General features: G+C 74.3%; 7 protein-coding genes and 1 pseudogene. 5 read left to right on the top strand and 3 right to left on the bottom strand.

All coding sequences use genetic code 11. From position 1 onward, the window contains the following. Positions 1 to 117 precede the first annotated feature (117 nt). Positions 118 to 588, bottom strand: a complete 471-nt coding sequence (locus ACWDSL_RS46095) for an XRE family transcriptional regulator (protein ID WP_450494797.1) — start codon at positions 586 to 588, stop codon at positions 118 to 120. A 163-nt stretch (positions 589 to 751) separates the two neighbouring features. On the opposite strand from ACWDSL_RS46095, the gene ACWDSL_RS46090 reads away from it, so the two are divergent. Then, entirely contained in the window at positions 752 to 3,502 is a 2,751-nt protein-coding gene (locus tag ACWDSL_RS46090) for a LuxR C-terminal-related transcriptional regulator (protein ID WP_450494795.1), read from the top strand. Here the strand turns inward: ACWDSL_RS46090 and ACWDSL_RS46085 are convergent. After that, positions 3,450 to 4,790 (bottom strand): MAB_1171c family putative transporter, encoded by a 1,341-nt coding sequence (locus ACWDSL_RS46085; protein ID WP_450494793.1) that lies wholly within the window; start codon positions 4,788 to 4,790, stop codon positions 3,450 to 3,452. The genes ACWDSL_RS46090 and ACWDSL_RS46085 overlap by 53 nt on opposite strands. Beyond that, positions 4,783 to 5,307, bottom strand: coding sequence for a ParH-like protein (locus ACWDSL_RS46080; RefSeq protein ID WP_089505441.1), 525 nt, complete (start codon positions 5,305 to 5,307; stop codon positions 4,783 to 4,785). Before ACWDSL_RS46080 ends, ACWDSL_RS46085 begins: the two co-directional genes overlap by 8 nt. A gap of 270 nt (positions 5,308 to 5,577) precedes the next feature. Here ACWDSL_RS46080 and ACWDSL_RS46075 point away from each other — a divergent pair, with 270 nt between their 5' ends. From ACWDSL_RS46075 to mptB, 4 genes and pseudogenes are all read left to right on the top strand, one after another. Next, on the top strand, positions 5,578 to 6,117 hold the full coding sequence (locus ACWDSL_RS46075; RefSeq protein WP_450494791.1) for a cupin domain-containing protein: 540 nt from the start codon (positions 5,578 to 5,580) through the stop codon (positions 6,115 to 6,117). 374 nt (positions 6,118 to 6,491) lie between these two features. Continuing rightward, a complete protein-coding gene (locus tag ACWDSL_RS46070) occupies positions 6,492 to 7,832 on the top strand; it encodes a beta-ketoacyl synthase N-terminal-like domain-containing protein (RefSeq protein WP_450494790.1) in 1,341 nt (446 codons plus the stop codon). 108 nt (positions 7,833 to 7,940) lie between these two features. Continuing rightward, entirely contained in the window at positions 7,941 to 14,474 is a 6,534-nt protein-coding gene (locus ACWDSL_RS46065) for an SDR family NAD(P)-dependent oxidoreductase (protein ID WP_450494789.1), read from the top strand. Positions 14,475 to 14,540: 66 nt separating this feature from the next. Next, a pseudogene (gene mptB, locus ACWDSL_RS46060) lies at positions 14,541 to 14,918 on the top strand (polyprenol phosphomannose-dependent alpha 1,6 mannosyltransferase MptB); the annotation flags it as partial. Positions 14,919 to 14,999: the final 81 nt, after the last annotated feature.

Raw genomic sequence — 14,999 nt, 5'->3', positions numbered from 1 at the left:
ACCACCCAACTGACGACCAGTGGTGACTGGAGTTATGACTTGTGAACTACCCATAAGCAAAGGCCTGGCCCCCCCCCCCCGTTCCGCCGGGGGGGGCCCTGCCATGTCACGCCGCCGTCAACCGCGGTCGCGGCGCCGCTTCGCGCTGCCCTTCTCCGCCTTCGTCTCCGCCGAGGCCTCTGCCTCGCGCCGGGCGATCGCGTCGATCACATCGCTGATCGTGCCCAGCCCCTCGGGGGAGAGGTTCACCGCGCGCAGCGCCACGTCCCGTACGCCCGCGTCGCGCAGCGCGCCGAGCAGTTCGAGCTCGCGGGCGATCTCCGCGCCCTGCTCGTCGTCGAAGAAGTAGGCCGGGGGGACCTGGAAGAACTGTGCCAGCGCCTCCAGATGGCGCTTGGTCGGGTTGTCCCGCCGCCCGGTGCGCAGCTGCCACAGATAGGTGGCCGAGAAGGTCTCGCCGGTGGCCTCGCGGCAGGCCCGGGCCACTTCCTCATGGCTGTGCTGCTGGCGGTCGGGCCGGCGCACGATCTTGAAGAGAGTGTCGATCTTGTCGGCCAGCGCGGACGGCGTGGGCTCCTCCCCTGTCACGGCGCACCTCTCTCGTTCGCGCCCGCCGTGGCTCTTCGGCGGGCGGCAGCAGACATAGGTCCTCAACGTGTCGCCATTCATTCTAGTTGACAGGTCGTCCAGCTGGTGTGCAGGATTTTCCACATAACATTCATCTCAGCTCACACACTCCGTGGAGCCGTCCATGACCGATCCGCCCGACCGCGAGATCTTCGGACGGGACCGTGAGATCTCCGAACTACTGGCGCTCCTGACGGACACGGCCTCACTGGGCGTGGTGCTCTCCGGCGGGCCCGGCATCGGCAAGACACGGCTGGCCCGAGCGGTCGCGTCCGCGTACGCGTCGGTGAGCGGGGCCGAGACGTTTCGCTTCGACGGCTCCGCGCACGAGGACCCCGGCGCGGAGCTCATCCGACTCGTCGCGCGCCTCCGTGAGCGCCCAAGGGCCGCCAGGGACGGGGGACCTGGCGGCGTCGGCGCGCCGCCGCTCATCCTGGTCGAGGGCCTGGTCGAAGGCCTGGCCGGGGCCTTTGCCGCGGCCGATCACGGGGGCGTGCCGACCGCGGTGGCGCGCGCCGGCGTCAGACTGATCGTCACCGCCCGCGAGCCCCTGACCGCCGCGGCCACCGCGTCCTCTGCGGGCTTTGCGGTCCGTACGGTCGGGCCGCTGCCCGTCCCGTTCGACTGCTCGGCGCTCGACCTCGACAGCATGTGCCGCATCCCGTCCGTGCGGCTGTACGTGGCCTCCTTACGCGCCCTGAACCCCGCGTTCCGCGTCCAGCACGACAACCAGGAGGCGGTCGCCCGTACCTGCGCGGAACTGCGCGGCATCCCCGGCGCCCTGGTGCTGGCGGCGCGGATCGCCGCCCTGGAGGGGCCCGAAGTGCTCTGGGCCGCGCTGGACGGGCGCTTCGACCCCGGCCCCGAGGGCCCCGCGGGGGCCGGTGGCGACAGCGGCAGCCTCGCGCGGCTGCTCGACGCGTACGGCGGCCCGGCCCCCGCCACGCCCTCGCCCCGCGCCACGTCCTCGCCCCTCGTGCCGCCCTCGCACCGCGCGGCGGCCACGGACCCGGACGCGTCCGTACGGGCGCGGCGCCACCCCGAACTGGGCGACGCCGAACGCCGACTGCTCGCCTGCTCTCGGCTCTTCAGCGGCGGGGCCGGGCCCGAGGCGCTGAGGCGGATCGCCGGCGTCCCCCTCAACGCGTTTCCGGCGGCGCTCGAGACCCTGCTCGGCCGCCATCTGCTGAGCGTGTCCGCGCTTCCGTCCGGCCGCCTCGACGGGTTCACCCGCACCCGGCTGCACATCCCCTTCGAGCCATCCGTCCCCACCGCCGGGCCGGATTACGCCCTCGCCCACGACAACCCGCGCCTCTCGCACGCCCGTTACTACGCCGAGCTGGCGCGCACCGCCGCCCGCCGCATCGCCGAAGGCGACCAGTACGCCGGGATCACGGCCTTCCGCAGCGAGGAGCGCAACATCCGCTGCGCCCTGGACACCCTGATCGGCGTCGGCGCGGCGGACGAGGCGATCGCCCTGGTCGACCATGCGCGTACGTACTGGTACGCCTCGGGCGCGCCGTTCACCTGGGCCGAGCGGCTGACCGCCTTGCCGGAGGCCCCGGCCGATACGCCCTGGCGGACCCGGCTCAACCTGCTGCTGGCCGAAGCGGCGATCCGGGCCGGGGAGCCGGAGGCGGCCCTGGCCCTCCTCGGCCAGGCGGACGCGGACCAGGCCGGTGTGGTGGGGAGGACGGAACGGGGGGACGAGGCCGCCGACGATGCCGAAGGGGCTCTGGTCGCGGCCCGGTTGCTGCACCTTCGAGGCATCGCCGAAGCTCCGCACCGGCCGGGTGAGGCGCTGGCCGCCCTGCACACGGCGGTCGCGGGCCACCGGTCGCACATCGGCGGCGGACACGCGCTCCACCGCGTCATGCTCGACGCCTCGCTCGCGGAATTCCTGCACGGCAGCCCGGCGAAGGCCATGGCCCTGGCGGTGGAGGCCCTGTCGGGCGCCACCCGCCGCCGCGACGCGCTGGTCTCCGGCACCGCTCTGCTCCAGCTGAGCGTCTTCGCCGCCGCGCGGGGCCGGGAGGCCGAGGCGGACGGCTATTTCGACCGGGCCGTGGCCGGTCTGCGCACCCTCGGCGCCCCCGCCGTGCTCGGCGCCCTGCTCTCGGTGCTGGGCACGCCCCTGCTGCCCAGGACCACGGCCCGCGCCGCCGACGTGGTCAGATGCCTGGGCGCCTGCCACGCGGCGCGCGGCGCCGGCGGGCTGCTCGACGAGCCCGGGTACCCGGACTTCACGGTGGGGCGGCTGGAGGGGCATATGCGGCGCCACCTGGGCGAACGGGGCTTCCTCGCGGCTCTGTCGGATGGGGCCGGGACGCCGCTGCCCGACCTGGTCAAGGAGTTCGCGGCCCGTTGCGGTCGCTTACAGCCGACGCCGGACCCCGACCCGGGCCGGAACCCGAACGTGCCCCGAGGCCCCTTGATGTCCGCGACCTCCGACCGCGACGCGGGCACGGCGCCCAACCGCTCCCTGGCCACGGCCCGTCCTGAGCCCCGAGCATCCGCGAAGCCGCGCCATCGCCCGGACCGCACCGCCCACCCGTACGCGGGGCCGCCCGACGCCGACCGGCCGACGCTCCCGCCCGCGCCCGGGTGCGGCGGCCCGCTGCCCGGTGATCCGCTCACTCCCCGGCAGTCCCAGGTCTCCGCCCTGATCACACTCGGTCTGAGTAACAAGCAGATCGCCCGGCGGCTGCAGATCTCGGAGTGGACGGTGGTGAATCACATCAGGGAGACCATGCGGAAGCTGGGCTGTTCCTCGCGGGTCGAGATCGCCAACTGGGTGCACCATACGACGGACGTCTCAGCGCTCAGCCCTTCCGCCCCGGCGCCGACGCGGGTGCCCGCTCCCGCCCCCGGCTGAGCCGGAGTTCGGCGGGCACCTGGGAGCGTACGGGCCGCTCCGCCGCGGACCGGGCGAACGCGTCGGCCACCCGTACCAGCCAGGCCGCCTCGGCGTCGACCGTGCCCCGGATCGGCCGAACGGCGGGACCGGAGGCGGGGCTGGAAGCGGGTCCGGGGGCGTTGCCGGCCGGGTCCGGGTCCGGCCCGTCGGGGCGTACGCCGCTGCTCGCCGCCACGATCGCCGCCGCGACGGCGGCGGCCTCCGCCTCCGCGGCGCGGGCCACCTCGGCCTCGGCGCCCACGCCCATGTCCTTGCAGGGGCCCTCGCCGTCCGCAGCCGTCCCGGCCTCCTCCGCCGCGCCCCGTGGCGCGGCGTACGGGCGCAGCGCCAGGTAGCCGTCGCGGATCTCGATCACCCGGCGGTACAGCGCGAACTCCGCGCTGCGCGGCGGCAGCCACGACAGCCGGCGGGTCCGGGTGCGCAGGGCGATCCCGGGGGCGGCGGCGTGGAGCGCCGACCAGAGCGGTTCCAGGGCGCGGTAGCGGCGGTACGCGCGCAGCCAGCGGGCGGGCGCGGTCACGGCGCCGCGCCACCACGCGGCGGTCGCGCCCAGACAGGCCAGCACCAGGCAGGAGGCGGCCAGCACCATGGCGACCGGGTCCGTGCCCGCGCCCTGACGGCCGGTGCGCGCCATGTTCTCGACGCCCGTCAGGCCCCACAGCGCCCACAGCCCGCCGACGCACGCGCTCGCGGTGACCAGCCGCAGCCCCGTACGGAACGGGCCCGGGCCCGAGCGCCGGATCTGGGCGTGGACCGGGAGCGCGAACAGGGTCAGGCTCCACAGGCTGTACAGCGTGAAGAGCACGTCGAACGCGACCAGCCCGGCCCTGCCGCTCGCCCCGGGGGCGACCACCTCGCCCTCCTCGACCACCGCGCCCGAGGCGAGGAAGCACACCGCGGCCACGGCACACACGGCCACCGTGACCCGCACATGCCACCGCGGCGGGATGTGCCGTGCGTCGGGCAGATCGAGGGCCATCGCCGCCAGCGCCAGCCAGGCGAGCGCAGCCATCTCCAGTTCACGGCCGACGAAATGGGGCCACGCCTCGGCCGCGGCGGGCAGTACGTGGCCGGCCGCCGTCACGGTCGCGGGGGCGAGGACCGCCATCGCGGCGCCCATGCACACCCCGAACAGGCACAGTTGGCGGGTGCCCGGGGCGAACCGGCGTCTGCGCGCCAGCCTGAGCTCGTACCAGCCCACCGCCATCGCCGCGGCGGCGGGCAGGTAGCCGAGCAGATCACCCATGGCCGTGGTCGGGTTTCGGGGTCGGCGGCGCGCCGACGAGCGAGCCGAGCGGGGCCTGGCCCGGGCTCGACGCGCTCGGCCCCCGGTCGTTGCGCAGCGCCCGCTGCAGAATCAGGGAGGCCAGGAACTCGGCTTCCTGCTCCTGCGGCTGGGTGTACACGGTCCGGCCGAGCACCCGGCGCACCAGGGAGCCCGACAGATGAGGGGTCAGCAGGCCGAGCGAGGCCGGGTCGGCCGTGCCATCGTGGCCCCACAGCAGATGGGCGGTCTCGTGCAGCACGATGTGCTGCCGGTGGAGAGCGGTCGTATCGGCCGCGTAGAGGATGTAGTCGGCCCGGTCGGTGGTCGCGAGCAGACCGCAGGGGAGGGAGTGGCGTACCGTGACCGGCAGCAGTTCGATCGGGCGCCCGCGCCGCTCGGCCAGCAGCGCCACGAAGGCGGCCGGGTCGAAGGGGCTCGGCAGTTCGAGACCGTCGGCGACCCGGCGGCTGCGCCACCATAATCGCGCTCGGTTCACCGGCCGCCCACCAGCGCGCGCATAAGCCGCCCCCTTCAACTGCCCCGCGATTGCCGGGCACTGGCGACTGTACCGGCATCCGGTGGATCCACAAGCGCGAGAAGTGGCCTTACTCCCGACCGTACTCCCGACGGTCGCGCGCGCCACTGGGGCGTGGCGCGCGACGCCGTTAAATCCGCATGCTAAATTCCAGTTATCAGCGGAACCGTGCTCGTGAGGTATGCGTCTCATGGCCTTGTGGGAGGAACGGGAAGGAGCGGTGGGAAGCCGATGCCGGCGGTATCTGGTGTGCTGGGAAGGCTGTCGGAGCTGATGCGCGAGGTGACGGCGGACCGCGGCGGGGCGCTGTGGCGGCTCGCCGCCGAGGGGCGTCAACTCGACTCCAACGTGATCCGGTTGCCCGCCGAAGCCCGGGTCGACTTCCATGTGGAGCCGGACCTCGACGTGCTGCTGTATGTGGCCGACGGCAGCGGGTGGCTCGACGTGGCGGGCACCCGGCAGGAACTGGAGCCGGGCTGTGTGGCATGGCTGCCGCACGGCGCCCGCCGCGCGCTCTCCGCCGGCGTGGACGGCCTGGTCTACCTCACGGTGCACCGCCGCCGCCCCGGCCTGGCCATCCGCGCCGCGGTCCCGGAAGCCGCAGTCCAGGAAGCCGACACCCGGGAAGCCGCGGCCCAGCAGGCCGCCGCCCCGGAAGGGGGCGAGCCGGCCTGCCTGCTCCACCGGGTCTGTACGGAGTGCGGCCGGCTCGCGCAGGAGCGCGACGCCCGCTACTGCGCCCGCTGCGGCACCCGCCTGCCGACGGACTGACGCGCCCGCCGTCTTCGTATCGGCGCGACCGGAGGGGCGTCGCGGCGGCCGGGGGCGGCGGCGCTCCTGATCGCGACGGTGTGCCGCACGACCGCCGGGCGCGCGAGACGGAGCGGGGGAGGCGGGGCTGTCCGCCGCTCTGCCGGTGCGCCGTCTTCGGGATTCCATTCAACGGCGTACCAACTTCCCCCAACCTGTACCACCTTGTGTTTCGGCGCTCCCTTTCTCTTCTCGACACCGCGGCGTACGTTGTCTATTCCACAAAACGTTGAAGCGTGATGTGGCTCTCTCTCGGCCGACGGAGTCAAGAACTCGCGGCTGACCCCTCACATTGGACTGAAAGACATGACTGTGCTCAGCTGCGGCAGGGCGTCATGAGCCCGCCGAACCCTTCCCTCGAAGTCCGCGGAAGCCCCAGGGACGCCGTGGTCACCGGCCTGGGATTCTGCCTGCCGGGGGACGACGGACCGGCCTTCACCGCCGGTCAGGTGTGGAACATCGCCTCTCGGGGCGGCTGCTGCCTCGGGCGGAACGGGACGTATTACGGCTCGGTCGACCTGTCCGACGGCATGTTCGCGGAGCGCGTCCCCGACATCCCGGAATTCTTCTCCCGCCATTTCACCGACGCGCACCGATTCGGTCTTGTGTCGCTGGTGGAGGCGTGCGCGGATGCCGAACTGGACATCCACGCCGGCGACCTGGGGGAGGCGGCCCTGCTCGTCGGGCGAGGCGGGGTCGACAGCAACGTCGAGAGTTATCTGGCGGCGCTGCGCGCCGACCCCGCGCACACCGCACCACTCGAGGCGCTGGAACTGTTCATCGCGGGCGGGCAGGCCGGCACCGCCTCCGATGTGGCCGTGGTGCAAGGGGCGTTGACCCGTACCACCGGCCCGTGTTTCACGGTGGCCTGCGGCTGCGCGTCCGGATCCGTGCAGCTCGGCCATGCCCAGCGCATGATCGCGGCGGGCGAGATCGAACTCGCCGCGGTGACCGGCGTCGATGTATTCAACAGAGAGGTCATCCGGACGGCGGAACGCCTGCTGGGGGGCGCCCGACGCGCCTATGAGGCGCTGGGCGGCGAGCCCGGCATGCTGGGGCTCACCCCCTCGTCCGACGCCGTGATGCGGCCGTATGACCGGCGTTCCGAGTGCATCAACTACGGCGAGGGCGCGGCGACCGTCGTCGTGGAGAGCCGCGAGCGCGCCCACCGGCGCGGCGCGCACATCTACGGCCAGGTGCTCGCCACTGCCCTCACCCGCGACGGGCTGGCGAACCCGCTGGGAGCCGATGACACCGGCGTCCAGCTGGCGGACGCCGCGCGCCGGTGCCTGGGGGAGCGGAGGCGGATCGAGCAGGTGCCGTACATCCACAGCTGTGGCCACGGGGACTCGGCCGTGGCCGGCGTGGAGGCGGGCGCCGTCCGGGCCCTGTACGGGGCGGCGGCGGGCCCGGTGCTGATCACCTCGCAGGACGCGTGCTTCGGCCACCACGGGGCCCCGGCCGGGTGCCTGGGCGCCGGCCTGACGCTGATGATGATGGAACAGCGCGCGGTGTGTCCCACCGCGAACTGCGAACAGCCCATGGACGGGCTCCCCTTCGACCCGGTGCCCGGAACACGCACCCGGCCGCTCGACTTCGACTACGCGCTGTGCTTCAGCTACCAGACCGGTGGCGTCAAGCACGCCATGCTGCTGGGCAGCCCGGAAGCCGCCTAGCGGCCCCGGCGCCTGGCGTCCCACCTCGGCACCCAGCGCTCACCCCGGCGCGGAACCACCCCTCACGGCCCACCCCGCCGTACCCTCGCACAACCTTCGGAGAACCCGATGAGCAAGAACACATACGCATCCGGACGGCCGCCCGGCCAGAGTGCCGACCGTATCGCCGTGGTCGGCATGGGCTGCCGGTTCCCGGGAGACGTCGACTCGCCCGCCGCGCTGTGGCGGCTGCTGATGGACGCCCGGGAGGCGCTGGGGGATCCCCCGGCCGAGCGGGCGGAACTGTGGGCACCGCGCGGTGCGCGGACCCCCGGCCCGCAGACCCTGTCGGACGGCACCCCCGTATCCGTACGCGGCGGGTATCTGCGCGATGTCTCCGGCTTCGACGCCGACTTCTTCGGCGTATCCGGCCGCGAGGCGGACGTCCTCGACCCTCAGCACCGACTGCTGCTCGAGGTGGCCTGGGAGGCCCTGGAACACGCCGGGATGCCACCCGAGCGGCTGGCCGGCACCTCGACCGGCGTCTTCACCGGGCTCAGCTACCACGACTACCTGGACCGCCTCGACTGGCAACGCCATGAGAACGAGGGCTCGATCCTGGCGAACGGACACTGCGTGGCGGCGGGCCGGATCTCCTATCTGCTGGGGCTGCACGGCCCGTGCGTCGCCCTGGACACCGCCTGCTCCTCGTCGCTGGTCGCCGTGCACCTTGCGGCCCAGGCGCTGCGCGCGGGCGAATGCGACCTGGCCCTGGCCGGCGGGGTCACCCTGATGTTCGACCCCAAGATCACCCGCTCGTTCACCCGGATGGGCATGCTCTCGCGCCGTGGGCACTGCCACGCCTTCGACGCCGCCGCCGACGGCTTCGTACGCGGCGAGGGCTGCGGGATCGTCGTCCTCAAACGCCTCGCCCACGCCGTACGGGACGGCGACCGGATCCTGGCGGTGCTGCGCGGCTCCGCCGTCAACCAGGACGGCCGGTCCGACGGACTCGCCGCGCCCTCGGCCGCCGCCCAGCACGCCCTGTACGAGGAGGCGCTGGCCCGGGCCGGGGTCGATCCGCGCGATGTGGGGATGGTCGAGGCACACGGCCCCGGCACCCCGGTGGGGGACCCGGTGGAGTTCGCCAGCCTCGCCGCGGTGTACGGGACCGGCCCCGGCCGATGCGCCCTGGCGTCGCTCAAGACCAACCTGGGCCACTTGGAACCCGCCGCCGGGGTGGCCGGGCTGATCAAGGCCGTGCTGTGCCTGCGCCGCGGCACGATCCCGCCCAACCTGCACTTCACCCGCTGGAACCCGGCCATCGAGAACGCCGCCGCGACGCGGCTGTTCGTACCCACCGAGCCGACGCACTGGCCGATGCTTACCACCCCCCGGCTGGCCGCCGTGTCCTCTTTCGGGTTCTCCGGGACCAACGCCCATGTGCTGCTGGAGGAGCCACCCGCCACCTCGGCCCGCCGCCGCGCGCGGCCACCGCGGCGGGAGCGGGACGCCGCACCCCTGGCCTTCCTCGTACCGGCCGGCTCCCGGGCGGCCCTGCCGGCCGCGGCGGGGCGCCTCGCGGACTGGCTGGAAGGCGACGGCGCGGCCGTACCGCTGCGCGACATCGCCCACACGCTCGCGGTGCGGCGCAGCCCGGGCCGTGGGCGGCTCGGTGTCGTCACGGCGTCCCGGGACGAACTCGTGCGAATTCTACGCGCGTCACAGGCGGGGCGGGCCCATCCGGCGGCGGTGATCGGGGAGGTGGGGGCCGCGGTGTCCCGGCGGCCGGTGTGGGTGTTCTCCGGTCAGGGCTCGCAGTGGCCGGGCATGGGGCGCGGACTGCTGCACGCCGAGCCCGCCTTCGCCGCCGCGCTCGCCGAGGCCGATGAACTGATCGCCGCCGAGGCCGGGTTCTCGGTACTCGACGTGGTGCGCTCCGGCGAACCGGTGACCGGCTGCGCACGGGTCCAGCCGGTGCTGTTCGCCCTGCAGACCGCGCTTGCGGCGGCCTGGCGCGCCCACGGCGTGGAACCCGCCGGGGTCATCGGACACTCCATGGGCGAGGTCGCCGCCGCGGTCGTGGCCGGGGCGCTGTCCCTGGCCGACGGGGTACGGGTGATCTGCCGCCGCTCCGCGCTGCTGACCCGGGTCGCGGGGCGGGGCGCGATGGCGACGGTGGGCCTGGGGGCGGACGACGTACAGACCGAACTCGATGCGGAACACGGCCCCGAATCCGGCGCCGATTCCGGGGCCAGGGGAGCCGGGGCGGTGGACGCCGCGGTCACGGTCGCGGTCATGGCGGCGCCCGACGCCACGGTCGTGGCCGGAGACGCGGCACACCTGGAGCGTCTGGTCGCCGGCTGGGAGGCGCGCGGCATCCCGGCCGCCCTGGTCGCGGTGGACGTCGCCTCGCACTCCCCCCAGGTGGACCCGCTCCTGGCCGATCTGCGCGACGCCCTCGCCGATCTGGCACCCCGCACACCGAGCGTGCCGTTCTACACCACCGTGCTGGACGATCCGCACACCGTCCCCGCCTTCGACGCCGACTACTGGTGCGCCAATCTGCGCCACCCGGTCCGGTTCGCCGCGGCCGTCGCCGCCGCGGCCGCCGACCGCCACCTGGTGTACGTCGAGATCGCCCCGCACCCGGTCGTCACCCACTCCGTCGGCCGCTGCCTGGAGGCCATGGGTGACATGGGCGGCATGGCCGGCGGACACGTCGTGCTGCCCACGCTGCGCCGCGACGAGGACGAGACAGCCACCTTCCGCACCCAACTGGCCGCCCTGCACTGCGCGGGCGTCCCCGTGGACTGGACACGGCTGTACCCACGGGCCGCCCTCGCCGACGTCCCCACCATCACCTTCGACCGCAAACACCACTGGACCCAGCCCGCCCTCACAGCCGTTCCGGGAGGGCCGCCGCGCCCCGCCGCCGGTCCGCTGCCCGGCAGTCACACGGAGGTGCCAGGCGATCCGGTCCGGCACACCTGGCTCGGGGAGACCGGGACCGCCGCGCTGCCCTGGCTGGACGACCACAGGGTCTACGGCGCCCCCGTACTGCCCGGAGCCGCCCACTACGCCATCGCGCTCACCACCGCCTGCGAGGTCTTCGGCGCCCGGCCCACCGAAGTCGAGGTCACCGATGTGCACTTCCGCGAGCCGCTGCGGCTCGCCGAGCACACCGACATCACCACCACGCTCACCCTGGCGGCCGCCGACCGCGCCGACTGCGAGATCTTCGGACGCGGCGACGACGCCACCTGGATACGGCAGTCCACCGCGGTCGTGCGCCGGCTGACCGTACCGCCGAGGCCGCGCGCCGCGTCCGTGGAAAACCTCGCCCTGCGCCATCCGGTCCCCGTCGAACCCGCCTCCCTGTACGCCAACATGCGGGCCCGCGGGCTCCACCACGGGCCGGCGTTCAACGGGATCACCCAGGTGCACGCCTCCCGCCGCGGCGACAGCTTCTGGGCACGGGTCGAGACACCCGACGCGGCGCGCACCGCCGAGCACGCGCTGCGCGTCCACCCCGCCCTCGTCGACCTGTGCGGTCAACTCCTCATAGCGGGGCTGCTGCACGAGACCGACCCCGGGCTGATCCTGCCGGTCCGGATCCGCTCCGTACGGGTCCTCGGCGATACCGCGACCGCAGCGTACTGCCACGCCCGCGTCGTCGAGGCCACGCCCGACACCCTCATTGGCCACATCCGGCTGCTCGACGAGGCGGGCACCCCGGTCCTGGCCATCGACGGGCTGCGGCTGGCGCGTCACGCCGTCCCCGAGCCCGCCGAAGTCGACCACTGGTTCCTGGAGACCGGCTGGCACCGCGCCGAGCGGCCGGCCCCCGCGGCCACCGGGCCGGCGGGCGACTTGCTGGTCGTCGGCGAGGGCGGGACGGACGCCCCGGCGGGGGAGCTGGCCGACGCGCTGCGCGCGGCCGGGGCGCGGGCCGACACCTGGAACTGGCCCCCGGACGACCGCCGCCTCGACGCCTTCCGCGAGTCCCTGACCGCCCGCCTGACCCAGCGCGCCATCACGGCCGTGGTCCTCTTGAACGATGTGGACACCGACGCGGACCCGGCCACTGAAGCCCTCGCCCGCACATGCAGGGCGCTCGGCGCCGCCCAGGCGATCGCCGCCTGCGGCGCGGAGCCGCCCCGCCTGTACGTGATCACCCGCGGCGCCCGGGCCGTGGCACCCGGGGAGGTTGCGGATCCGGCGCAGAGCTCGCTCCGCGGGCTGGTCCGAGTGCTCACGCTCGAACACCCGCGCATGCGGGCCACGCTGGTGGACACCGCACCCAACGGCTCCAGCACGGATCGCGCCGGGGCCGTCGACCCCACCGCCCCCGCCTGGCCGTCGGACCTGGCCGCGGAACTGCTCGCCGACGCGCCCGAGGACGAGGTCGCCCTGCGCGGCGCCGCTCGCCACGTCGCACGGCTGGCCTACGCCCCGCTGACGGACGCCGAACGCTCCGCGGCCGTCGCCCGCGACGTGCGTTACGGCGTCGATGGCTTCCGGCTGCGGGCGGGCCGGCTCGGGGACCTCGGCAGCTTGGAACTCGCCGCGACGGGGCGGCCGGGGCCGGGGCCGGGGGAGGTGGAGGTGCGGGTGGCCGCGGCCGGGGTGAACTTCCGGGACGTGCTTACCGCCATGGGGCTGCTGCCCGGTGACCGCGACATCCGGTACCGGATCGGCTTCGAATGCGTGGGAGAGGTGACCGCGGCCGGGACGGGTGTCACCGAGTTCGCCGTTGGCGACCGGGTGCTGGCCGCGGATGTGAACGGTGGGGCGTTCGGTTCGTTCGCCGTCGTACCCGCCGAGGTGGTCGCACCCGCTCCGGACGGCCTCGACGCGGTCACCGCCGCCGGGTTGCCCATCGCGTTCCTCACCGCCTGGTACGCGCTGCGCCACGTCGCCCGGCTGGCGCCGGGGGAGCGGGTGCTGATCCACTCGGCGACCGGCGGCACCGGGCTGGCCGCCGTCGCGGTGGCGCGGCTGCTGGGCGCGGAGGTGCTGGCCACCGCGGGCAGTGAGGACAAGCGGCGGTTTCTGCGCGGCATGGGCATCACCCATGTCATGGACTCGCGCTCGCTGGACTTCTGCGCGCAGGCCCGGGCGGCGACCGGCGGGGAAGGGGTCGACGTCGTCCTCAACTCACTGGCCGGCGCGGCGATCAGGGCCGGGCTCGAAGCGCTGCGGCCGTTCGGCCGGTTCGTCGAGCTGGGCGTGCGCGACATCCTCTCCGACGCCCCGCTGGGTCTGGCGCCGTTGCGCCACAACATCACGCTGAGCACCGTGGACCTCGGCGAACTGCAGCGCGACCGGCTGGCGGTGTTCGGCGCGGCGCTGCGCGAGGTGGTCGCCGAGCTGGCGGCGGGGCGGCTGGCGCCGCTGCGGTGTACGGAGTTTCCGCTGTCGGCGGCCTCCGACGCGTTTCGGCTGATGGCGGGTGCGGGCCATATCGGCAAGTTGGTGCTGACCGTGCCGGAACGGGGCGAAACCGGCGCCGTGCTGCCCGACGGGCCGCGGCCGGTGCGCGAGGGCGGGGCGTATGTGATCACCGGCGGTCTGCGCGGGCTGGGTCTTGCCACCGCGCGCTGGCTGGCGGCCCGGCGCGCCGGACATCTCGTACTGAACGGCCGCACCGCGCCCACGGCCGCCACCGCGCGGGAGCTGGGTGGACTGTCGGCCGCCGGGACCCGGATCACCGTGGTGCTCGGCGATATCGCCCGGCCGGGCACGGCCGAGCGCCTGGTGGCCGCCGCCACCGCGGACGGGACGCCGCTGCGTGGAGTGGTGCACAGCGCCATGGCGCTGGACGACGCGACGGTCACCAACATCCGTGACGACCAACTGCGGCGGGTGTGGGCGCCCAAGGCCACCGGTGCGTGGCGGCTGCACGAGGCCACCGCCGGGCAGCCGCTGGACTGGTTCGCGGTGTTCTCCTCGATGGCCTCGCTGTTGGGCAACCCAGGCCAGGGCGCGTACGCCACCGCGAATGCCTGGCTTGACGGGTTCGCGGCCTGGCGTTCCGCGCGCGGGCTGCCCACCCTCGCGGTCAACTGGGGCCCGTGGGGTGAGACCGGCGTCGCCACCGGCTTCGCCGACCGCGGCTACGAGACCATCCCCACCGACCGGGGCCTACGAGCGCTGGGCGCCCTGCTGGCGCACGGCCGGGTGCAGACCGGGGTGATCCCCGGTGAGCCGGGCACCTGGATTCCGGCGGCCGGGCGGCAGTCGGCGCTCTTCGTCCCCCTGCTTCCCAGCGGAACCGACGGAACCGACGACGCCGATGGCACACAGAACACAGGCGACGCAAGGGACGGCGACGACATCCGCGCCCGGCTGGCCGCGCTCCCCGCGGGACTGGCCCGCCGCTCGGCCCTGGAGGCGTACTTGGGCGACCACATCCGTACGGTTCTCCGCCTCAGCGGCTCCACGCTGGACCCGCAGACCTCCCTGAAGGCCCTCGGCTTCGACTCCCTGCTGGCCATGGAGTTGCGGGTGCGGCTCGAATCCGGCCTGGGCGTCAAGCTCGCCGCCAACTTCGTCTGGCAGCACCCGACGGTGGCGGAGCTCGCCGTCGGACTCGCCGAGCACATGGGTCTTGACATCGCCGGGGGTACGCCAGGCGGCCGACACCTGGCCGCCGACTGACGGTGACCGCGGCGTCAATTTTCGGACACACGGCGGGCCAATTCTGGTCAGGTGCTGGTCCGCCGTGTGTTCCTCAGTCGTGTCGCCCATGTCGCCCTTGTCATCCATCCGCACCAGTGCGTGCTGCTCGGGCTCGCGGGCTCGTTGGCGCTGGCGGCGGGAGGAAGGACCGCCGGAGCGCTGCCCGTCGCGGACGTCCTGGTCCCCGATTCCGGGGGCGCCGCGCTCGGCCTGGTCAGTACGTACTTCGGCCTCGTACTGCTGGTCGGGGCCTGGCTGTTGCTGGGCCGTGCGGTACGCGGCCCCCGGCCGCCGGGCCCGCGCGACCTGCTGGTGACCCTCGCCGTCTGGGCCGCCCCGCTGCTGGCCGCGCCCCCGCTGTTCAGCCGGGACGTCTACAGCTATCTCGCCCAGGGCGCCATGGTCGACGCGCGCTCCCCCGTGGCGCCCATCCCCAGACGGCCATGAACGAGGCGATCGTCGCCGCCTCCGAGGCCGTGAACTCCCTCGCGGCGGAGGCGGGCG

Source organism: Streptomyces sp. NPDC000941 (assembly GCF_053599555.1).
Note: the sequence above shows the minus strand (reverse complement) of the source record. Positions and strands in the feature narration are given on the sequence as shown.

Coding starts and splice junctions, on each gene's coding strand:
- ACWDSL_RS46090 (WP_450494795.1), top strand. CDS start 752: ATGACCGATCCGCCCGACCGCGAGATCTTCGGACGGGACCGTGAGATC.
- ACWDSL_RS46085 (WP_450494793.1), bottom strand. CDS start 4,790: ATGGGTGATCTGCTCGGCTACCTGCCCGCCGCCGCGGCGATGGCGGTG.
- ACWDSL_RS46075 (WP_450494791.1), top strand. CDS start 5,578: ATGCCGGCGGTATCTGGTGTGCTGGGAAGGCTGTCGGAGCTGATGCGC.
- ACWDSL_RS46070 (WP_450494790.1), top strand. CDS start 6,492: ATGAGCCCGCCGAACCCTTCCCTCGAAGTCCGCGGAAGCCCCAGGGAC.
- ACWDSL_RS46065 (WP_450494789.1), top strand. CDS start 7,941: ATGAGCAAGAACACATACGCATCCGGACGGCCGCCCGGCCAGAGTGCC.